Here is a 22,109-nt window from a genome sequence, read left to right as displayed (position 1 = left end):
CGATGGCCCAGATCGTCGGCGGGGGAACCCCGGCCAACGACGCCGAGCGTCTGGTGCTGCGGCACCTGGCCGAGCACGCCCCCGACGACTGGATCATCCTGCACAACGTCGAGATCCCGGTCCACGGGGACAGCTACGAGGTGGACCTCGTCGTCGTCAACGCCCGCGGTGTCTGCCTGGTCGACGTGAAGGGCACCCGAGGGCGTATCGACGTCGCCGGCACCCGCTGGTATCCGGCCGGTCGGGACTCGTTCGCCTCACCCGTACGCAAGCTGCGGGCGCATGCCCGCGCGGTTAAGGGCCTGCTCACCCAGCACCAGCCCGCGCTGTCGCGGGTCTACGTCGACCAACTCGTCGCGCTGGTCGGCCCGCAGGCCAGGCTGGTCGACCCGAGTGACCGCGACGACGCGGACGCGCTGCACGTCATCGACTTGGATGGGTTGATCCCGGCGCTGGGTGACGTGTCCCGGGTGCGGCCCGGGATGGCGCGCGACGTCCGGCAGCATCAGGCCGCGATCGTTCAGGCGTTCACCGGCACGGTCCGCCGCCCGACCGGGCCGCAACGGTTCGGTGACTGGGTGGTGAGTGAGCGGCTCGGCGGCAACGACGAGGTCACCGAGTACCGGGCGCGCAACGCGGTGGCCGGAGCCGACGAGACGGTTCTGCTGCGGGTGTACCGGGCCAACCCGTTGCTGCCGGAACGGGAACGCGCCACTCAGAGACTCAAGATCGCCAACGCGTACGAGGTGCTGGCGAAGCTGCCGCCGAGCCCGTTCATCGTGGGGCGCCGGACGTTCTTCGCAACCGACGACGACAGTCGGTTCGTGCTGGTCCTCGACGACACGCGGGGGCAGGCTCTGTCCGTGCATCTGAAGGATCCACGGCAGGCGCTGAGCGCCGACGCGAAGCTACGGATCCTGGGTGACGTCATGCGCGGGCTGGCCCACGCGCATGCCTACGCGGTGTTGCACCGGGCGCTGACCCCTACTGCGGTGCTGGTCTCCAGTGACACCGGGCGGGCGCTGCTGACCGGTTTCGACTATGCCCGCCCGGAAGGCGCGCGCGACTACACGGTCGTCGGTGGCCTGACCGACGCGCTCGACCCGGCCTATGTGGCGCCGGAGTGCCAGAACCGGGCGCAGGCGATGAGCCGTGCCTCGGACGTCTACGCGGCCGGGGTGATCGGCTTTCAGTTGCTCACCGGGGAGCTGCCGTTCGCGTCGTCGGCGGACCAATTCCGCCGGGGCAGCGTCCTGCCGGACTCAGCGCTGTCGGCCGCCGGGGTGGATCCGCCGGTGGAGGCGCTTCTGCGCCGGATGTGTTCGTTGGCGCCGTCGGCTCGCCCGTCGGCAGCGGATGCCCTACGTGAATTGCAGCGGCTGGCCCGGATCGCTGCCGGTGTGACGCGCCCGGCACCGGCTGCGGTCGATTACGGGCATCTGCCGTCGGGGCATCAGTTGACTCCGAAGTACCAGGTCCGGGCGAAACTGGGGGCGGGCCGATTCGGCACCGTGTATCGGGTCTACGACAACCTGGCCGACGAGGAGCGGGCCGTCAAGATCGTTCACCGGGGCACCGAGTCGGTGGTCGAGCGGCTGAAGCGGGAGTTCAAGCTGCTCCTGAGCCTGCCGCTGCACCGCAGCATCGTGGTGGTGCGCGACGCCGACTACCTTGAGCTGGGCAAGGTGCCCTATGTGGTGTTCGAACACCTCGAAGGACGAGACGGAAAGGCCCTGGTAGCCGAGCGGGCGCTGGGTCCGGCCGATGTGGTGCGATTCGGCGTCGACGTCGCGGAGGGATTGGCCCACCTGCACGGTGAAGGCATCTTCCACTGCGACGTCAAGCCGGCCAATCTGTTGCACACTGACGTGGGTTGCAAGATCCTCGACTTCAACGTGGCAACCCGAGCCAGCGACAGCCTGTCCGAGGTCGGCGGCACCCCGCAGTACGCCCCACCGGATTACTCCCTGGGCCGGGTGACGGTCGCGGACCTGGTCGACCGCGACGTGTACGGGCTCGGCGTCACACTGTACGAGTTGCTCACCGGGCGGTGGCCGTTCGGTGACGGTGTGCGGCGCGCGGCCGGTGAGGAGGCGGTCGATCCGCGGACCTACGCCGGCCTCGCCAACCTCTCCGACGAGCTGATCGACGTCCTGCTCCGGTCCATCGCGCCGTGGCGTAGCGAGCGGTATGCGGACGCGGCCGAGTTCCTGACAGCCCTCCGGTCGATCGGCGACCGGGTACACCGACCGGTGAAGCCGGCTACCCTGCCGCCGGTCACGGTGCCAGTGGCGCAGCAGGGGGAGAACTCCTTCGTCAGCTTCCTCAGTTCGCTGTACAGCCAGAGCGCCGGCAGCAACGCAGGCACTCGCAGCGGCGCCCGGCCGTTCGACCTTTATGTGCCCACGGCACTGGACACCCGGCTGACCGAGGCGGTGCTGGCCGGGCGCTACCGGCTGGTGATCATCACGGGCAATGCGGGCGACGGCAAGACGGCGTACCTGCAGCAGTTGTTGCGCGACGCGCAAGCAGGCGGCGCCGAGGCGCCGGTATACCGGGACAACGGCGCCGATCTGCGCCTGGCGAACGGCCATTGGTTGCGCACCAACCACGACGGCAGCCAGGACGAGGGAGAACGCGCCAACGACGAGGTGCTGTTGGACTTCTTCGCGCCGTACGCCGGGACCGAGCTTGCCGGGAACGCCGGGGAGACCCGGCTGATGGCCATCAACGAAGGCCGGCTGGTCGACTTCGTCAGCTTCCACGAACAGCGCTTCCCCGCGCTGGCGGCGAGGGTGCGCGTCGGTCTGGGCGGCACTGCCGACGACGGTCCGGTCGCGGTGATCAACCTGAATAGGCGGAGCCTGCTCACCGAGTCCGAGGAGTTCGGGCTGCCGGTCTTCGACCGGTTGCTGACTCTGATGACCGACCCGGCCCGGTGGGAAGGGTGCGCAGGATGCCCGCTCGCCGCCACGTGCTACGCCCGGCACAACGCGCAGACGCTGGCCAATGAGGGCGTCGGCCCCAGAATCACCGGGCGGTTGCGGATGCTGTTCACCGTCGCCGCTCTGCGCGGGGTGCAGCATCTGACCATGCGTGACGTCGGGTCCGCGCTGGCGTTCCTGCTGACCTCCGGCCGTGACTGCGAACAGATCCATCAGTTGTATACGCGCGGTGACAGCGACACGATCCTCGACGGGTTCTACTTCAACAGCTGGATCGGCCCGGACGGTGGCCGGGACCGGCTCCTGGCACTACTGGCGCAGCTGGATGTGGCCGCCGTCGCCGACCCGGCCCTGGACCGGCGGCTGGACTACGTCGGTCCCGACGCCGGACGCGCCCTGATGACCGTCGACCAGCGCGGCGACTACGACCAGCGGCTGCTCGACGAGGCGTTCGCCCGGCTGCCGCGTGGTGCCGGAGCGAACCCGGCGGAGACCGACGTGCACCGCCGATATCTGGCGGCGGCTCGCCGCCGCTTCTACTTCGAATGCGTGGACGAGGAACGTTCGGCCCGGATGCTGCCGTACCGGTCGGCGCGGACCTTCACCGAGCTGCTCGCCCACCCGGAGCGGGTGCCAGGACATCTGCCCGATCTGATCACCGCGATCAACCGGGGTGAAGGGCTCTCCGGTTCGGCGGTCTCCGGCGGCGCGCTCGCGTTGCAGGTCCGGACGGTTCCCGGCGGCACGGTCCGCAGCTATCGGTTGTTCTCGGCGGACAGCCTGCGCCTGCGCCCGGCCGGTGGCCCGGCCTCGGCCTACCTGGAAGGCGGCTGCCAAGAGTTGGTTCTCAGCCATCATGGCCCCGGCGGCCACGAGGCCCGGCTGCGGATCAGGCTGGACCTGTTCGAGTTGCTGTTCCGGCTCGGCAACGGGCATCTGCCCAGCTCAGCCGAGCAGCAAGGGCTGTACCTGGGGCTGACCATCTTCAAGAACGAGTTGTCGGCCACCCCGTACCAGGAGCTGTTGCTGACCGTGGCCGGCCGCGACGTGCGCCGGATTCGGATCGCCGACGGCGGTGTCCTGGTGATGGACACCCCAGAGACCTTGACCGGCCCGGCCGCGGAGGCGTGATGGGACTGCACCGTCAGGACCGGGAGTTCCGTCACCCCGGCGTGAGTTTCCTGGACTACAAGCAACTCGACATGGACCGGGTGCTGACCGGGCTGCTGCCACGGCTGTGGTTCCGCGGCTCGCCGAGCGTGGTGATCGGCCAGCCGGACGGCATCCCGATCGACGCCTACGTAAAAGAGATCCTGGAGAACCAGGACCAGTTCCAGGGATTCGACCCGGCCATGACCTACCGCTGGCTGGAGACCAACCTGCTCGACCTGGTCAACCGCGGGCGACCGGGGCAGGCGGTGGCTGGGCTGCGCCCACTGCACGGATTCGCCTACCGGTACCGGGCGGGCAAGCGCTCCCGGCCCTACGGGGCCGACGATCAGCTGTACTGGATGATCCGCCACGAGCCCGGTGGTCGCGGGGCACGGGTGCTGGACGACCTCAAACAGTTCTTCTTCGCCGGTGTCGACGGCCGTACCGAGACACCGGCCACGGGCGTCACGGTCGACGTCGAGACCCAAGCGCTGATCAACCTGGCCCAGATTCTCCGCAAGAAGGTCACCGACCGGGAGGGCAAGGCCGCGTACGGCTACCCGCCTTTGGATCAGGAAGCGGCACGGCTGCTGGTGACCGACCTCATCCGGCTGCTATACCACCAGGAGGTCATTCCCCGGTCGGTGCTCGTCGAGCACCTGAAGATCCTGTTCGCGTTCCACCTCGCCCGGTACCACCTGCGGCTGATGCGGCTGCTACCGCAGCGCATCGCCGGGCAGACCGGTGACCCCGCGTGCGGGTTCTTCCTCGACGTGGCAGGCATTCCCGGTACGCCCGTGGCCGCGCTGGCCGAGCGCAGCGCCCACTACTGGTACGCGCGGATGCCCGAATTCATCCAAGGAACCTTCACCGTACGCAAGCTCGACGACCTGGCCGCGCACCTGGTGCGGACGAACAAGCGCCGTCGCCCGGCCGACGGGGTGTTCGGGGTACCCGAGTTACTGCAACTGCTGGAACCCCGATACCGCGCCGACCGGGAAGCCTTCGCCAAATCTCGCCTGCCCCGGGTGCTCGACGCGGTGCAGGAGTCCGAGGAGGACGCGGACTCGGCGATCGCCGACCTGGTGGGGCTCAAACTCGATGCGTTCACCACCTACATCGAGATCATTTCGAGCTGCCGGGTGGCGTTCCACCGCAAGTACCTCACCGACTGCCTCGACGCGCTGATGCTCAAGAACCGCCCGGGTGCCATGATCGCCCAGCCGCGCCGCGGCGAACGCCGGTTCATCTTCGACAGCCGGCTGTTGGAGGTTCTGCTGCAGCTGGCCCTGTTGCGGCCCGACGGCCACGGCCTGCTGCGCACAGAGCCGCTCCGAGTCGACGAATTCCTGGAAGAGCTCCGTGAGACCTATGGCCTGTACATCGACCGGCTGCCGCCGGGAGACGGCTTCGGCGCGCCGACCCTCACGGATCAGGCCGCGCTGCGGGCCAACCGCGCGGCCTTCGTCGCCAAACTGCGGGAGATCGGCTTCTACAGCGACCTGTCCGACGCGTATCTGACCCAGACCATCACGCCCCGATACCTCCTCAACTCGGCTGGACCATCACGATGAGCACGAGCACCGGGCTGCGGGAGATCACCGACGCCGACTTCGACGAGGCTCTCGAACGAGTGCTCGTCCCGCGATTGTCCAGCCTGCTGGCAGCCCGTGGAGTGGGCCACTGCGCCCGGGTCACCGACGTACCGGCCTCGCTGGCCGAGCGGCTGTGTCGCAGGTTACGCGAGGCTGTCGGCGATCAGGCGCAGGTACACGTCCTCGGCCAGCCGCCGACCGTCACCGCTGACGTCGCCGTGACCAGCACCAAGCTGGTCGAGCTGCGCAACCCGGATGCCCAGGACCGGTTGCGTCCGCCGCTGCTCGTCTTCCTCCCGCCCGGGGTGCACGTCAGCGCCGAGGACTCGTTCGACGTAGCCACCTTCGAGGACGTCACGCTCGGCGAGGTCTACCCCGACCTGATCGCGCAACTGCTGGTGAACATGCCGGACGAACTGCGCCACGATCTGCTCGAGATGTTCGCCGCGCTCGACGAACACGCGGCACGTCCGGCCGGTGCCGCCGAGCGGGCACGGTACCTGCTGACCGTTGCCGCCAACGACTATGACCGGCCGGCCGCCGGAGCGGCGCTGTTCGAACTGGGCCTGATCCCCGACTTCGAGCTCTTCACCGACCCCGCCACCGTGCACCTGCGGGTGCAACGCAACGTGGCCGCAGTCCGCACGCTCAACACCGCGGACCGATCCGTACGCCAGCGGGTGATCGCGTTGCGGCTCACCGATTCAGGCTTCCGGTCCCGGCTCGCGGACTTCCTGACCCGCACCGGCCTGGATGACCCGAGAGCCTGGACCCGGCCGATCGTCGTCGACCATGCCAACTGGCCGCTCGCCTTCCACCGCTGGCCGCTTCCCGACGAACAACCAGTCCAGCACGTCACGATCCGGATCGGCGAACTTGACCTGCCCCTGGCGGGCAGCCAGCCACAGCACGCCGGCCATGCCGTGCTGGGCAGCGTCGCCGGCCAGCCTTATCTGATCGCCGGTGGCTCCGGCCAGACGGAACTGGCGGTCACGTTCCGGGTCGAACCCGATCCGCGTACCGTCACCGGCCTGGTCCGGTTCGTGGTGGAGTTGGTCTCCGAAGAAGCCGGTCCGGCCGGCGTGCAGACCACGGTCAAGGTCTCCACCACCGCCCGCGACCCGTACAAGGCCAAACTGCGCAAGCTGCGCGCCGCCAACCTGGAACCGGGCTGGCACTACGTGCGGGTGCTGCCGCTGGATGCGGCGGGGGTCGAACTGCCGACGGTCGAACGACGCGGGCGACGCGCCGAGGAGACCGAGCCCGGCGGTCACCCGCCGGAGGAGAGTGACCGCTTCTACGTGGTCGCCGACGGCGACGACCTGGACGAGCCGCCCACTCGGCAACAGATCACCAAGGGCGCCGGCGTCACCCAGGTGCTGCGACAACTGCAGTTCGCGGCGCTTGCCGACGGACGGGACGGGCAGAACATCACCTGTCGCTCGGTGTCCTGGAAAGGCCGGGACCGCGTCGGTCTCCAGGCTGGCTTCGGATCGTATGGCAATGCCGAAATCCAGGTCGGCCCAGTCCTCGGCGAGTTGGAGCGAGAGATCCTCGCCGCACCGGAACGACTGCTTCCGTTGCGGATCACCGTAGCGGCCGAGACCCCGGTGGAGATCCACAGGTCGGATGGCGGCCTTCCCGCGATCCATGACGAGTCAACAGCCCTGCTCCTGCAGGGCCGAACGGCGGTTTTCCAGGCGATCACCGGCACCGACGACATGATCCTGGCCGGTCGCGACCTGCTCACCCTTCGTGAACCGGTCATCGCCTACGCCCAGGCGTACGCCTCCGCGCTGACCTGGCACCTGCACCGGGCCCAGCAGTCCGCCGCCGGAGCACTGCGCGACCTCACCTCGCTGCTCCGCGTCGACACGGTGACGGTCGACTACCGCGACGCCGCAGGCACCAGCCGGGAACTCACGCTCGTCGCCCCCACCCATCCACTGCGCTTGCTGTGGCTGCTGACCTGGGCCGAACTCGGCAACGCGTGGCTGGCGGACGCGGCAGCGGCCGACCCGGCCACCCTCGTCGCCGCCGGCCACACACTGCTGGAACTCGAACCCACCGGGTTCCCACTGACCGTGGTGGCCGGCGACGGACGCCTGACCATGGCGGCCGCCAACCTCAGCCCGTACTGGGGTGTCTGCCTTCCGTCGGAGACCCACGACCCGCAAACCGTGCTGATGGATCTCGCCCAAGCGCTAAAGGTCAACGCCGGGCCGGCCGCCGGTGGCACGGTGCCACCCGCCAAGCTGGCCGACCGGCTCGAACGCTACCTGCGGATGCACCCGTACGTAAGCACGCTGGTGGTGTGCGCGATCAACGCCGGGCGCGGCGACATCCTCGCCGACACGCTGCTCGAACTCGAACGCCGCCCCTCGACCAAGCGGCTGCGTTACGACCTACGGCTGTTCGCCGCGGACCCGCAGACCCCAGGTGTCGGCGAGGCCCTGGCCGACCTGTTGCGAGGCACCTGGAGCAACACGGCTGAAGCTGAGGTCTTCGCCGTACCGTCGGCAACTGCTCTCACCCCGAAACTCTCGGTCGCGATCCGGCCGCTGGCTGAGTACCGCTCGGCGACCAGCAACCACAGCGCCCACGTGACCATCCTGTTCGACGCGTTCACCGGTGAACAGTTCGACGTCGGCGAGGACGAGCAGCCCGTACCCGTGCCGGTTCACGGTCTCGTCCAACCCATGCGAGTGCGGTTCGTCGACACCGACACGGACATCGCCTGGCATAAGCAACCCCGGCACGGCTACGCCCGTGACCTGCCCGGCGCGGAGGAGTGCACCGACCTGCTGGCCGCACTACCCGCGACGATTGCGGCAGCAACCGCGACCGTCACCACGGGCGAACCCGGCCTCGGACGCGTTCCACGGATCACACTCAGCCTCGACGCCGACGACACCGCCCTACTGCACCAGGCCCACCGATGCAGCGACTGGGTCATCACCGTCGACCGCACCCTCGGCGTCGAATACTTCGACAGCCCGGGTAGCGCACGGCGCCCCGCCTATGTGATCGACTACGCCCCGGACGGCGATGCGGGCCTCGACCATCACCTGGTGGTCAGCTCCCGATCGGTCGACGAGCTGCGGGCCATGCTCAACCCGATGGTGGACCAGCATGGCGTACACATCGACCGGCGTCACGCGGGCACGTTCTTCGACCAGCTCCGGCTGCTGTCCGGGCGGCTCGCGTTCAAGATCGCATCCACCGCGCCGAACCAGCGAACCGAGGTCCTCGGCCTGGCCATCGCCCGGCTCTACCTGGACTACCAGGGCGTATTGAAGGATCAGATCCTGGTACCGCTGGACGCGCATCTGGAACTCTATCGAGAGGCGCGGCGCCGAGCCGACGAGATCACCGAAAGCGTCACTCTGCACCGTACCGACCTTGCTCTGTTCAGTATGAACGCACGGCGGCGCACGATCACCTGCCGCCTCGTCGAGGTCAAATGCCATACGGCACTGAACAGCATCGCCGACGTTCAACAGCTTCGAGACAAGATCTCCGAGCAGCTCGACCGGAGTGAGGCCGTCCTGCGCGCCAGCTTCGACCCCGACCTCCTGAAGCCTGATCGGCCCGACCGGACGGTACGCAACGCGGAACTCGCCACCCTGTTGCGGCACTACCTCGCTCGGGCGGTTCGGCACGGCGTCATGACCGCGGGGCCGGCGGCAGAGGCGGAATGGCTGCTCGACAACCTCGACGACGGCTATCGGCTGGACTTCACCCGTACCGGTTTCATCTTTGACCTGAGCGGTGCCGGCTCCGACATCGAGACCGAGTCGGGCGTGGAATTCCACCGAATCGGCCGCGACCTCGTCGATGAGCTACTCGACGCGATCGTGACCGATCCGGTGCTGGCTGCCGGCGTCGCGGAGAGCCAGACCTCCGCCGCCATGTCCGGCCGCGACCTCACCGTCCCGCGGCCTGCGGAGGCTGCTTTCCGGGCACCGGCCCGGTCGCATGACATCCCGGCCGAGCAGTCGGTACCACCGGATCAACCGCCTGCTGAGGCGAACGACGCTCCCGAACCGGTCGAGGAGCCGCCAGCCGTTGCCGATCGCCCGGCGGCTGTCCAGCCGCTCGTTCCCGTCGCCACGGAACAGGCTGCCGACACCACAGAACCGGACGTGTTCGTGGGCACGACGCGCCCGTCACCCCAGTACGGCGTGATCGGTGAGGCCATGGGCAAGCGGATCGCCCTGGACCTCAACGAGACCCACACGATCAGTCTCTTCGGGGTGCAGGGCAGTGGGAAGAGCTACACGCTCGGCTCCGTCATCGAAGCCGTGTCGCTGCCGGTTCCGGCGCTCAACCGGCTCCCCAAGCCGCTGGCGACCATCGTTTTCCACTACAGCCCCACGCTGACCTACACCCCCGAGTTCGCCAGCATGGTCGATCCCAATGACGACGCGGAACTGGTGGAACGCCTGCGGCAACGCTACGGGGCCGAGCCCGCCGCACTCACCGACGTGGTCATGCTGACGCCCTCCGACCAGGTCGAGACACGCCGCGCCGAATATCCCGCCATCGAGGTTCACCCGCTGAGGTTCGGCTCCGGCGAACTACGGGCCAGCCACTGGCGCTTCCTCATGGGCGCCCTCGGCAACCAGTCGACCTACATCCGTCAACTCAACCGGATCATGCGGGCCAACCGGTCCGGGCTCACGCTTGACGCCCTCCGCGACGGCATCGACCAGTCCACGCTGACCGACCAGATCAAGCAGCTCGCCCACCAGCGACTCGACCTCGCGGCCGACTACATCGACGACAGCTTCCGGGTCCAGGATCTCGTCCGGCCCGGTCGCCTGATCATCGTCGACCTCCGCGACGAGCTCATCGAGAAGGACGAGGCGCTTGGTCTGTTCGTGGTGCTCATGGAACTCTTCGCCGAGGCGACGGCCGAGGGGGAGCGGTTCAACAAGCTTGTTGTCTTCGACGAGGCACACAAGTACATCGAGAGTCCAGACCTGGTGCACGGCCTGGTGGAGAGTGTCCGGGAGATGCGGCACAAGGGCATGAGCATCCTTGTCGCCAGTCAAGACCCACCGTCGGTGCCTATCCCACTCATCGAACTCTCCAACCACGTGATCCTGCATCGATTCACGTCGCCGGCCTGGCTGAAGCACCTGCAGAAGGCCAATGCGGCACTCGCCGACCTGACGCCGGCCAAGCTGGCCGCGCTCAATCGCGGCGAGGCGTACCTGTGGTCCAACAAGTCCACCGATGCGGCCTTCACCCGCGGCGCCGTCAAAATTTCGCTTCGCCCACGGGTCACCCGACACGGCGGCGATACGAGGACTGCGGTGTAGCCGGGGCCAATTCGGCCCCGTGGTGGTGAACCGTCAGATGGTGTCCGTCAGGGTTTCGTCTCGGAGTCGCGTGGGCTCACATTTCCGAACGAGATGCCGCCTTGGACATCGCGGGCCTGCACGACGTTGCCTCCCACCGAACCGGAGAGGTTGTTGACGACCCCGTCGTTGTCGGCCCGTGAGTAGGCGGTGAGATTTTGCCAGAGGCGGCGGAGTTCATGGTCGAAGGCGGGGTCTTCGGCGGCAGCCCGTGCGAGTTCCTCGCGGAGCGATTGAACGCGGGCGTCGTCCGATGGGTCGGCCTCGGCCTCCGCGAGGGCCGTCTGCGCCGCGTCGTCGCCCTGAAACCGGCGCCTTACCAGGCGGGCGAGCGCGGCGAACACGGCCCTGCCGCCCTCCGCCAGTGCTTCGGACGATTTGGTCGCCAACGTCAGCGCGACCGCGGCCAAGATCTCCTCGCCTGCCATCGTGACTCCCCGTTTCCTTCGCTCGGAGGCTTCGCCGATCGGGGTGGTCTTCCCGCCCGCGAAACCATCGACGTACGTGAGCGTAGATGCACGCGTCACTGTAGGCGAAGGCTCCAGCCGACATCATGACGCTGGAGACTTGCCCGACCGGGCTCATGCGATCCGCGTCGGGGTGCGGCAACCTGGCGGCCAGCCTGCGTGGTTGGTGACCTTCAAGATCGAAGTTCTGCGATCAGGCCCGCTGTGGATAGCCCGCGTGTGTGAGTGGTTTGGGCGGTCATCAATGCCCATTCGTGGAGTCATGCCGCCTGCCAGCATGTTTGACCCCCATTTGGTCGTCATGATAGTGTCACGCAGAGTAATAATTTCCTCGGGTGATATGGGGAAGCATGGCTGAAAAATGGGAAGCTGATTCCTCGGCTTCATTCTTGCGGCGCTTGGGTAAGTCGTCGCATGAGCTTGGGCAAACCTCTGGTGATGGAAGCTGTCCGGATATCTGGGAACTTGATAACGGTGATGTCGTCGTCATTGGCGCGGACCTGACCGCATCGTATGAATCCAGACTTCCGGACGGTGTCAGTATCGACCCGGGAGAGCGCTTGGTCGTGATTCCCCGTGCCACGATCCTCGCCGCTAAGGCGGACATTCCGGATGCATGATCTCTTCGGGGGCGCTGCAGGCGAGCGACTGGAGCTGGCCGCCTACTACGCCGACTTCGAAAAGGATCTGTGGTCGACTTCTGCACCCGGTTTTTGGAAACTGGAGCGGCAGCAGTTCTTCAAAGAGCCCGGAAATGCGAGCTGGGAAGCCTTCAATAAGGGCGACTGGCGGGAGTCGATGCGCATCATCGAGGCCGGGCGCTCTGAAATGATCGAGTATTACCGGAAGGTTGAGGAATGCGGCTTCGTCAATCGGCGAGTCCGCGTGGTCGAGCAACCCATTATCCCCTATCTTCAATGGGAGCTCCATATTCTGCGGATGCGTGACCAGTACGGTGGGAAGGTGCGCGTGGTCACCGCCGAGCAGATCGCGGACTTCGAACGCGAGACCCCACTGCCGGAGATCTACACCCACGGAACGACGGTCATGTACCAGGCCGTCTACGGCGACGATGGAGTCCTGGAGTCCGCGCGCAGGTTCACCGACAGTGACCTGGTAGCGCGCTGCCAGCGGTTCATCCAGGACCTGTACGAGATCGGCCAGCCGCTGGAGTCGTTCTTCGCCGAGAACGTCGCGGCCCTTCCGCCGCCGCGCACGCCGTAGCCAGCCCTTCACCTGACCGGTACACAGCGATGTCCGCCGAAGAACCCGCCGACCGGGACGAGACGCTGTGGCACGGCAACCGCATGGCAGCGGGCGGGACCGGCGATATCGTGCAAGCCCGCGATGTACATGGCGGTGTGCACTTCCACCGGTCCGAACCCGGAACAGAAGCACGGTTCGCGATAACACCGTCGCAGCTGCCCGGTGACGTCCGCGGATTCGTCAACCGGCACGCCGAACTTGCCCACCTCACCAACGCTCTGGCCGTGGACCCCGAGGAGCCCTCGGCCGCCGCCCTCATGGTCCTCACCGGAACGGCCGGGGTGGGCAAGACCTCCCTGGCACTGCACTGGGCCCACGGGGTCCGCCACCAGTTCCCCGACGGACAGCTCTACGTCAACCTGCGCGGCTACGACCCCGGCACGCCGGCCACACCGGAGCAGGTGCTCGACCGGTTCCTCCGCGACCTCGGCGTGCCGGTAACCGCCATCCCGATTCACCTGGACGACCGCGCATCGCTATACCGCTCGCTGCTGGCTGATCGCCGGATCCTGGTGATCCTCGACAACGCCGCAACCGTCGGGCAGGTCCGGCCGCTCCTGCCTGGAACGGCCAGTTGCCTGTCCCTGGTGACCAGCCGCAGCCGGCTTTCCGGTCTGATCGCCCGGCACGGTGCCCTGCGGGTCGGCGTGGACATCCTGCAGGAGGACGACGCCGTTGCTTTACTGGGAAATGTGACGGCACGGTACCGAGTCGACGACCAGCGCCACGAACTGGTGGAGCTGGTCCGGCTCTGCGCTCGGCTGCCGTTGGCATTACGGATCGCTGCCGAACGCGCCGCCAGCCGGCCGATGATGCGGCTCGACGAACTCATCGCCGACCTGCGCGACGAGTCGGGACTCTGGGATGCGCTGACCGCTGACGGCGAGGACGACACCGACGCTGTCCGTACGGTGTTCGCCTGGTCGTACCGTGCCCTGCCGGAGCCCGCGGCGCGACTGTTCCGCCTTCTCGGCCTCCATCCTGGCAACGAATTCGGCCTATCCGCTGCGGCGGCCCTGTCCGGCACCGATACCAGCTCCGTACGCCGGGACCTGGACGTGCTGGTCGGTGCGCACCTGCTCGAACAACCCGCCCCCGGCCGTTACCAGTTCCACGACCTGCTCCGCGCGTACGCCCTCGATCAGGTCCGCCTCCTCGAACCCGCCGACACCCACGCCGAGGTGCTACAACGCGTTCTCGGCTGGTATCTGCACACCGCCGATGCCGCCCAGTCCCGTATCTCTCCCTTCGACCGGTACCACCTGACCGTGCCCGTCCCGCCGGACGTGCACCCGCTCGCCTTCGACGACTACACCTCCGCGTTGCGGTGGTACCAGACCGAGGCCGCCAACCTGGTCGGCGCGACCCGGGCCGCCGCCGAGGCGGAACTGCACACCCTCGCCTGGCAGCTCGCCGCCGTGCTACGCGCCATCTACATCCACCAGAACGCCTTCGACGACTGGCTGACCACCAGCCGCATCGGCGTCGACTCCGCCACCAGGTCCGGTGACCGCACCGGACAGGCCGAAGCGTGGGAGAACGTCGGCAAAGCATGCTTCCAGTCCCGGCGGCTCGACGAGGCCGAGACCAGCCACCGCGCCGCGCTGAGCATCCGCCAGAGCCTGGGCGACCGGTTCGGGGAGGCCAAGTCCACCAACGCACTGGGCCTGATCAGTCTGCGGCGCCGGCGACTCGCGGACGCCCGGTCGTTCTTCGACCAGAGCCGGGCGATCTTCCACGACCTCGGCGAGCGTCGCTGGGAAGCGCTCATGCAGAGCAACCTCGCCGAGACGCTCTGCGAACTGCAGCAACCGCAGGCCGCGGCCGAGATCCTCCACGAGGCGCTGACGGTGTTCCGGGAACTCGGTGACCACTTCGGCGTGGGCAACGCGCTGTTCCTGCTCAGCTGGGCCCATCGCGGACTCGGCGACCTCGCCCGCGCCCGTGCCGACATCGATGAGGCTCTCACCATCGCCGAGGACGACGAGAACGAGGTGTGGCAGGCACACTGGCTGGTCGAACTAGGTCACGTCCAGCGCGCCGCCGAGCAGCCCGCCGATGCGCTGGTCTCCTATCAACGGGCAGCCGCGATCCAGCGGCAACTCGGCGACCGCAGCCGCGAAGCCTTCGCGATCGAGGGCGCCGGCCAGGCCTATCAGCAGCTCGGCCGCCTCGCCGACGCAACCGACTTCTACCGGGTAGCCGCCGCCACCCATCGCGCACTCGGCGACCGGTGGCGGCAGGCGCTATGCCTGCAACACCTCGCAGACGCCCTCGAACTGCAGAACTCCCCGGAGGAGGCCAGAGTCTGCTGGGAGCAGACACTTCCCCTACTCGCAGACTTCGACGACCCCGAGGCCAGCTCACTACGCCGGCGCATCACCCAAGCACTCAGCGATGGATAGCAGGCGGCTCCGCGGGTATCGACTCGACAATCCAAATCGGCCCATCGGCACACTCGACGCGGATCCCATCCGCCGGATCCAGCCGTGTCCGCAGCACCTTCAACCACTGGCCACCGACTTCGGCGACCGGAGCGTGCTCCGGCCCCATGAAGGCGAACATCCGCACCTGGTTGTGCACCTGCGCCGCGGTCCGCGACCAGTCCACCACGGAGAACTCAGGCTCCACGAACCCCGCGTACGACGCACCCGCGTCACCCTGCGGAATCCCGGGAAACCCCCGCTCCACCTTGTCCAACGCGACAGTGAGAACCTCGTCGAGAACCGGGCTGACCCGATCCCATAACGCCTGCGGGGTGACGTCCTCCGCCAAGGGGATCCCACCCCGCTGAGCGAGAATCGGACCGGTGTCGAACTGTTCATCCATCCGATGGACCGTCAACCCGATCTCCGGATCGCCGTTCCGGATCGCCCACAGCACCGGCGCTGGCCCTCGGTATTTGGGCAACAACGATGAGTGAACATTGATGACGCCTGCTCGGGGCACGCGCAACACAGACGTAGGCAGCTTCCAGTTGAAGCCGTAGACCACCAGCAGATCTAGCCGATATCCGCCCAACGCGTCGGCAAGTCCTTCAGCAGTACCGGGCAGCAACAGATCCATGCCCGCCGGCACTGCCTCAAGCACGCGGCCAACGGCCGCAGCCTCGCGAGCGTCCACCTTGCCCCTTGGCTTCATCGAGCGGCAGTACACATACGCGACGGGCTCGTGGCCCGCCGCAACGCAGGTCGCGTGGAGGGCCGCGAACTCCCTGGCCCCGTAAGTCGCGAGCGCAATGCGCATCGAAGCTGTCACGCTGCTGACACTATCGGCCAGCGATGGCGTCAGTGCGGCCGAGCGGCAGCTCAAGCGGATGGGCATGCATGGATGGACCACCGCCTCCAGCAAGGACGACGGTGTCGTCGCTGTGGTCGAGAACCCGGATCCGTTCGTCGGCGGGGTCACCATCATCCAGGCCAAGCACTACAAAACGTCGTCGGGGTCAATCACATCCGCGAGTTGGCCGGCGCCATGGAGGAGAAGAAGGCGGGACGAGGAATCCTGGTCACAACCTCATGGTTCACCTCCGGCGGTCGCCAGAAGGCGTACGAGCACGGACGCATGCAGTTCGTCGACGGCCAGAATCTGATCTTCCTGATCAAGAAGTACACCGGGAAAGACGTCGTCATTGTCATTAGCGTGAAGCGGCCGAAGAACGCAGCCTCGATCGACCAGCCCGACCTGCCGGAGGACTGAAGGTAGTTTCCGGCTTCGACAGGCGCCTGAGCTCAGCAGCGAGTTCTTGGTCAGCGGCTGTGCGTGAGGGCTTGACCTACTGCTGCTTCAGCCGGGCGATCTCCGCTTCGAGATCGGCTACGCGTTTCTCCAGCTGTACGCGGGTCGGTCGCGGAGCGGCCGGTGTGGCCGCTCCTGATCTGTCCTTGACGGGGGTTGGTGGCACCAGCCAGCCCACGCGTTGGAAGGCGACGATGGGTTGTTCGTACTGGCAGGTCCAGCACGTCGTCATCGGGTCCGGCTCGAGGTGGCCCTGCTCGATCCGGCGGATCGCGTGCCCGTACTCGGCTACGCCGAGATGCTCTTTGATCTGTTCCATCCGGGCTTTGCGTTGGGCGACCTCGTCGGGATCGTTGGGTTCCGTCTGTCGATGGCCGTCTGCTGGCTTCCAATCCAGCGGCGTGATCTGGTGGTCGAGGTGTCCGCATTCCAGCTTCACGGTCCAGTAGCCGACTGTCTCAGGTTCGCGCCGAAGGCGCTTGTCGCCTTCGAGATCCAGCGTCGACCGGGTGAGATAGCGGCTCACCGCCTGGTACGGCGTCTCTGGGGTCCGGTGAGTGGTACAGGTGTAAGCGCCTTTACGCAGCGGGCTGCCGCCCCACGACCATGTCATGTCCGTCGGTGGCCGGTCGTTGCCAAGCGTCAGGATCTCGACGATGTCGCCGCAGCCCAGTTGCATCCGCCACCGGAACATCAGCTCCGCGTCCGGGAAAGAGGACCGTATCAACGCCTGGTCTTCTCCCTTTCCTGCTGCCAGGGCCTCGGCGCGGCGTTCGTTGTACTCGCGTAGGACCACAGCGACTGGCCGGGCTCGGCCGGGCAGCCGCCGTTCCGATTCGTGGCGCTCGTACGTTGCACTTTCACGTCGCGCCTTTCGTACCCGCTCCTCCGTACTGCCCTGAAAGATCTCCGAGATCCGGCGGATTTGGTCGGGGCTCATCGGAGGCGGCGGGCAGCATCGTCCGCAATGGCTGACCGCGCTACCCGCCGTACTCCATCGCCCGGCGTGGCAGTAGGGGTGCCGCTCCTTGAAGGCTTGCTCCGCAGCCGTGCGGGCGGCCTGCTCCTCGGCGGTCAGATACATCGTGCCCTTGCCGGTCCACGAGGCCGGCTCACCGAGCGAGACGAGTTCTCCCCCGCAGCCCGGACACGGTTCGCCGGCCATCATCTGTTCGTGAGTCAGCCGGTCCCACTCCGTATAGGTCGGCACGGACCACGCTTCGCACTGGAGATGATTCGTGACGCCGTCGGCAACCATCCGATGGAGTTCACCGTACCGACGGCATTCCATGCAGTACGGGGTTCCGTCGTCTGCCTTGGTCGGCAGCTTGGGCAGCGCGGCCTTGGTGATGAGCGTCCGTTCTGTCACTGCCAGTAACCTTCCCGCGTGACATCGGTGACTCAGGCTATTCACCGGTCGCGGGCTATCGACATCCCACGAACGAGTGGTCGCGGCGATTCGAGACGAGGCCCTCGATCTTGCTGGTATTCCCTGGAGTTCGCGCCTCAGCGTTCCTACGGGCGCCGAACCGCTGCCCCTCGGGCAGAGGTCGATCATGGCCCTCCCGCCTGCCGCGAGTGACTTCGCCGGGCGCATCGACCACCTATCGCCTGGCCTGAATGTGGCGTGAGCTGGTCAAACGTCCCGGTAGTGGGCTGCCGGGGATGGTCGCTGTGTGGTTCGCATGGTGTATCGCCCGGCCACGATATGTAATTTACAAAGAATATCCATTTAGTGATGCTTGCGGATACTTCGCCTGAGATGCGGAATTGCTGCCGAGGGCGGAGTTGCACCCTTGGCAGTAGCCGGTTCGATGGTCGAGCAGAGCGCGCATACTCACCGGCCCCACTTCGGCGGGCGGACGGTCAAACTCTCGTGTCGGCGGGACTCCCGTTGTGCGGCTGCGGTCGACGGTGGGCGATGCTGGTTGCGTGATCGCGAGGCGAGGGCAGACGGTTCAACGGGCGATCGAGGTCCTGCAAGACCGGTCCCGTGAGGCGGGCAATGTCCGCAATACGGTCAGGGACCAGTTGTTGTCGCGTTACGTCGAGTGGGTTCGGCAGTCCGAAGTTGAGTTTCGTCAGCTGTTCGCCGACAACGACGTGATCGACCGGTTGCACTCGCAGCGGCACTGGCACCTGCGGGCGCACGGCCGAGCGGAGGACCTGGCGATCGGCCCGGGCGTCTTCTATGAGGAGCTCGACGCGCAGCAGCAGATGCTGCGCGAGGTCATCGAGACCCTCTCCGGGTTTCTGCACCTGGCCGACCGGCCAGGGGAGATTCTCGTTCTCGACACGAACACGATCATCCACCATCGGCCGTTCAACGAGGTGGACTGGCGTACTGAAGCCGACTGCCGACAGGTCCGGCTCCTGATCCCGCTGCTCGTCCTGGACGAACTTGACGCCAAGACATACGCATCGAGCAAGCAACTCGCCGGCCGCGCGGAGAAGCGCCTGCTATTGCTCGACCAGCACCTCGAGGCCGCGGTCAACGGCGGATCAGTGATCCGGGACGGTGTCACCTTGGAGATCCTCCGCGACCCCGTCGATCATCGACGGCATCCCGACCCCGACTACGAGGTCCTCAACCGAGCCGAGTTCGTCCAACAGATCTGTGGCGACACCGTCCGCGTCATCTCCGGCGACCGCGGGATGCGCGTCCGCGGCATCAGTCGAGGTATTCCGGTCCAAGCCCTATCGTCACGCTGGCGCCTACCTCTGACTCAGGACACCGACGGAGGCGGCACATCGGTTCCCGGCAAGGCATCCACCTCGCGATGACGCAACCGTCGCTACCAGAGGTGGCCTCGCTAATGACCACCCCGGATGTCGGCGTACGAGTCGCGCAGCCGTACGCCGCCGAACCCGCCTCGGTCGCCGGTGAGCCGTCACGGGGCGTGGCACACGGCTCGGGCCAGAGGGCTCCGGCCTACCGGTTCGACCACGCCTCCAAGGGCTCGTACGCTGCGACGGCGTCAAAGTGTCGTACCCGGACTCTACGATCGGGGTCGCACTGAAGATCGACTTTAGGACTGTGTTGGACGACGGAAGAATCGGGAAAATTCGGCTGGTCGAGCCAGCCGAATCCCGGGTATGGATCGATTTTCAGGACGGCAAGGCGGGCTACATCGTCACGTCCCAGTGGCAGGACTACACCGTCGGCGACGTCTATCTTCTCCGTGACGGGGCAGACCCGGAGAGGGCTCCCGATGCCCTGTGGGGCCCAGCCGCCTCGGTCGGGGTCGTGCGGCACGTCGGCGCCGACCGGGCCACCATGGACGTGGATGGCGCCCTGAAATCCTTTCCGCAGCGCAGCCCCGACCCGTTCGAGGTCGGCCAGAGCATCGAGATGGACAGCGCAGGACGTCCCGGCCGGTTGCTCTCCAGTACTCCGATCGACCGGCTCGGTCTGGCCGATCGTTCCAGCTTCGACATCGACTCGCTGGTGCTCGAACCGGCCGGCACCGTCAGTCTGCAGGACTTCGGCGGGTCGGCCGGCATCGTCTCCCGGGCCCGGAACCTGGTTATGGTCGCGTTGGACCCGGAGAACAAGCTCAAGGCGATGGGCGTCAACCCGATCAAGGGCATGCTGTTCACCGGACCGCCCGGAACGGGCAAAACGCATCTGGCGAAGGCCCTGGCCGCCGAGAGCGGGGCGAAGTTCTACAACGTCGCTGGGCCGGCGATTGTCGACCAGTTCGTCGGCCAGAGCGAGCGAACCCTGCGTGCCCTGTTCGACCACGCCCTCGCCAATGCCCCGGCGATTCTGTTCTTCGACGAGATCGACAGTCTTTTCACCCAGCGGGGCGACGCTAGCCACGACTACAACAGTCGGCTCGTCGGGCAGTTTCTGTCCCTGCTCGACGGCCACGTCACCTTTGAACGAGTGATGATCATCGCCACGACCAATCTGCACCATGCCTTAGACGACGCGCTGCTGCGCCCGGGCCGCCTCGCCCACAAGATCGAGTTCGTGTTGCCCGGGCCCGCCGACCGCAAAGCCGTCCTCGACGCATCGTCGCGGGCTATCAAGTTCTCCGAGCCGGTGGATTTGGCCGCCCTGGCCGGCCGGACCGATGGCTGGACTTCCGCCGACCTCGCTGCGATCTGGACGGAGGCCGGGATCCTGGCCGCCCTCGACGGGCGGACGACGCTGAGCGCCGAGGACGTCGACGAGGGCATGCAGCGGGTCCAGCGCATTCCCGCCCGCGTGGAGAAGGGAACGTCGGCGTGATCTTCCGCAGGAAGGGCCGCCGGTGGGCCAAGGAGCGCCGGGAGTTCGTGTACCTCGATGAGGCCAGCGTGACCAGCCTGATCGCCTCCCGCGACGGCGCGATCAAGGACACCGTGAAAGAGACCCTGACACGGTCCACGGAGGGCGAATTCAAGGCAGGTGGGAGCAGCGCCGGCAAGAAGCTCGGCCTGAGCGCCGAGGCGAGGGTCAAGAAGACGAACACCTCCGGCCAGGAGGTGGTGCGCAAGGCCGTGATCCAGAGCACCTTCCGCGACCTGCGCACCGGCGGCACCGATGAACTCCTCACTACGGTCGACCGCAAGCGACGCCGCCGCGAAGTGGAACCCCGCTCCCTGGCGACGGTCCGCGACGTCGTCCGGCACAAGCGGAAACTTCTGAATCACGGACAGCTACTGCGCGTGGCCGATATCAAACGCGGCGATGTGCTCGAGCTGACCGTGAACCTCAGCGCCGAACGGACCTACCAACTGGCGACCGCGCTATCGTCCGTCGTCGACCTCGTCAACGGCCGCGAAGATCTCTTCGGCATCGACAAGCCCCAGTACAACCAGATCGTCGGCATCCTCGAAATCATCGAAGGGATGCTCGTCGGCCTCGTTCCGATCCGCGGCACCAGCATCGACTTCGCGGTCCTCACCATCGACGGCGAAGAACACCTCCTCCACCGCAGCCTGGTCGACCCGAACGGAAACCTCCAACACCACCTCAAACTCCTCGAAGTTGTCGGCGTGACGAACTTCGCCTCCTACACTCGGGACCTGCGCCGCGTCCTTTTCGCCGGCGAGTCCTATACGACCTACGTCCGGATCGAATCCGCGACGTTGCGCGAGAGCTGGCAGCCGGTCAAGTTGGCCACCGTCCTGGAGAAGACCTTCCTGAAGGCCGGCGATCTGTTCACCCGCCTGACCGAAGTTCTGGCCGACGCCGCTGAACACACCGACGCCGTCCCGGCCCCAGAACCGACGCCGGTGGACTGGGAAGATGCCACGCTGTGGTTCGGCCGGGCACTGGCCGCCGAGTGCGCCACGAGCCCCGAGGAACCGGTACTGCAGGCCGCCGCGACGATGGCCGCAGTCACGCTAGCCGCAGCCACCGATATCGAACAGCGCCGGTCCGCGTTCGACGGCGTCGCGAACACCGTCGCACCCGGCGCCGACCGCGAGACAGTACGCCGCGTCCGCGACCCGATCCTTCACCAGGCGACTGCGCAGACCGGACAGCCCTCCGCACCGGTCAGCCGCCAGCCTGCCCGTACGGAACAAACGACCCGAAAACTGGAGGTCGAGTTCGTCGCGATCTACTGGTGACTCGATCTCCATCGA

Annotated in this window: 13 protein-coding genes; 10 read left to right on the top strand and 3 right to left on the bottom strand. The window is 67.1% G+C overall.

All coding sequences use genetic code 11. The features are described 5' to 3' along the window. Positions 1 to 2 precede the first annotated feature (2 nt). Genes AB0E90_RS39650 through AB0E90_RS39640 form a run of 3 tightly spaced genes read left to right on the top strand, consistent with a single transcriptional unit; the run spans position 3 to position 11,019 of the window. Positions 3 to 4,076, top strand: coding sequence for a protein kinase (locus AB0E90_RS39650; protein WP_360417351.1), 4,074 nt, complete (start codon positions 3 to 5; stop codon positions 4,074 to 4,076). Then, complete coding sequence (locus AB0E90_RS39645; RefSeq protein ID WP_360417349.1) at positions 4,076 to 5,671, top strand: hypothetical protein; 1,596 nt, start codon at positions 4,076 to 4,078, stop codon at positions 5,669 to 5,671. The genes AB0E90_RS39650 and AB0E90_RS39645 overlap by 1 nt, the downstream gene beginning before the upstream one ends. Further along, positions 5,668 to 11,019 carry a hypothetical protein gene (locus AB0E90_RS39640; RefSeq protein ID WP_360417347.1) on the top strand — a complete coding sequence of 1,784 codons (5,352 nt, stop codon included), beginning with the start codon at positions 5,668 to 5,670 and terminating at the stop codon, positions 11,017 to 11,019. Before AB0E90_RS39645 ends, AB0E90_RS39640 begins: the two co-directional genes overlap by 4 nt. Positions 11,020 to 11,066: 47 nt before the next feature. Here AB0E90_RS39640 and AB0E90_RS39635 read toward each other — a convergent pair whose 3' ends face one another. Beyond that, complete coding sequence (locus AB0E90_RS39635) at positions 11,067 to 11,486, bottom strand: hypothetical protein (RefSeq protein WP_360417345.1); 420 nt, start codon at positions 11,484 to 11,486, stop codon at positions 11,067 to 11,069. A 389-nt stretch (positions 11,487 to 11,875) separates the two neighbouring features. Between AB0E90_RS39635 and AB0E90_RS39630 the strand changes: the two genes are divergently transcribed. From AB0E90_RS39630 to AB0E90_RS39620, 3 genes are read left to right on the top strand one after another with little or no spacing between them, the layout of a single operon-like run. Further along, complete coding sequence (locus tag AB0E90_RS39630) at positions 11,876 to 12,145, top strand: hypothetical protein (protein WP_360417343.1); 270 nt, start codon at positions 11,876 to 11,878, stop codon at positions 12,143 to 12,145. Next, positions 12,138 to 12,749 carry a DUF6879 family protein gene (locus AB0E90_RS39625; RefSeq protein WP_360417341.1) on the top strand — a complete coding sequence of 204 codons (612 nt, stop codon included), beginning with the start codon at positions 12,138 to 12,140 and terminating at the stop codon, positions 12,747 to 12,749. Before AB0E90_RS39630 ends, AB0E90_RS39625 begins: the two co-directional genes overlap by 8 nt. A 29-nt stretch (positions 12,750 to 12,778) precedes the next feature. Beyond that, a complete protein-coding gene (locus tag AB0E90_RS39620; RefSeq protein WP_360417339.1) occupies positions 12,779 to 15,196 on the top strand; it encodes a tetratricopeptide repeat protein in 2,418 nt (805 codons plus the stop codon). Here the strand turns inward: AB0E90_RS39620 and AB0E90_RS39615 are convergent. Beyond that, entirely contained in the window at positions 15,183 to 16,115 is a 933-nt protein-coding gene (locus AB0E90_RS39615; RefSeq protein ID WP_360417337.1) for a formyltransferase family protein, read from the bottom strand. The two genes, AB0E90_RS39620 and AB0E90_RS39615, sit on opposite strands and share 14 nt — an antisense overlap. Positions 16,116 to 16,121: 6 nt before the next feature. Here AB0E90_RS39615 and AB0E90_RS39610 point away from each other — a divergent pair, with 6 nt between their 5' ends. Next, complete coding sequence (locus AB0E90_RS39610; RefSeq protein ID WP_360417335.1) at positions 16,122 to 16,490, top strand: restriction endonuclease; 369 nt, start codon at positions 16,122 to 16,124, stop codon at positions 16,488 to 16,490. A 76-nt stretch (positions 16,491 to 16,566) separates the two neighbouring features. Here AB0E90_RS39610 and AB0E90_RS39605 read toward each other — a convergent pair whose 3' ends face one another. Next, positions 16,567 to 17,898, bottom strand: coding sequence for a hypothetical protein (locus tag AB0E90_RS39605; protein WP_360417333.1), 1,332 nt, complete (start codon positions 17,896 to 17,898; stop codon positions 16,567 to 16,569). A gap of 563 nt (positions 17,899 to 18,461) precedes the next feature. Here AB0E90_RS39605 and AB0E90_RS39600 point away from each other — a divergent pair. From AB0E90_RS39600 to AB0E90_RS39590, 3 genes are all read left to right on the top strand, one after another. After that, positions 18,462 to 19,313, top strand: a complete 852-nt coding sequence (locus AB0E90_RS39600; protein ID WP_360417331.1) for a PIN domain-containing protein — start codon at positions 18,462 to 18,464, stop codon at positions 19,311 to 19,313. Between the two features lie 256 nt (positions 19,314 to 19,569). Then, a complete protein-coding gene (locus AB0E90_RS39595; protein ID WP_360417329.1) occupies positions 19,570 to 20,766 on the top strand; it encodes an AAA family ATPase in 1,197 nt (398 codons plus the stop codon). Then, a complete protein-coding gene (locus tag AB0E90_RS39590) occupies positions 20,763 to 22,094 on the top strand; it encodes a hypothetical protein (protein ID WP_360417327.1) in 1,332 nt (443 codons plus the stop codon). The genes AB0E90_RS39595 and AB0E90_RS39590 overlap by 4 nt, the downstream gene beginning before the upstream one ends. The last annotated feature ends 15 nt before the right edge of the window (positions 22,095 to 22,109 follow it).

This window comes from Actinoplanes sp. NPDC026619 (assembly GCF_040638295.1).
Lineage (GTDB): Bacteria > Actinomycetota > Actinomycetes > Mycobacteriales > Micromonosporaceae > Actinoplanes.
Note: the sequence above shows the minus strand (reverse complement) of the source record. Positions and strands in the feature narration are given on the sequence as shown.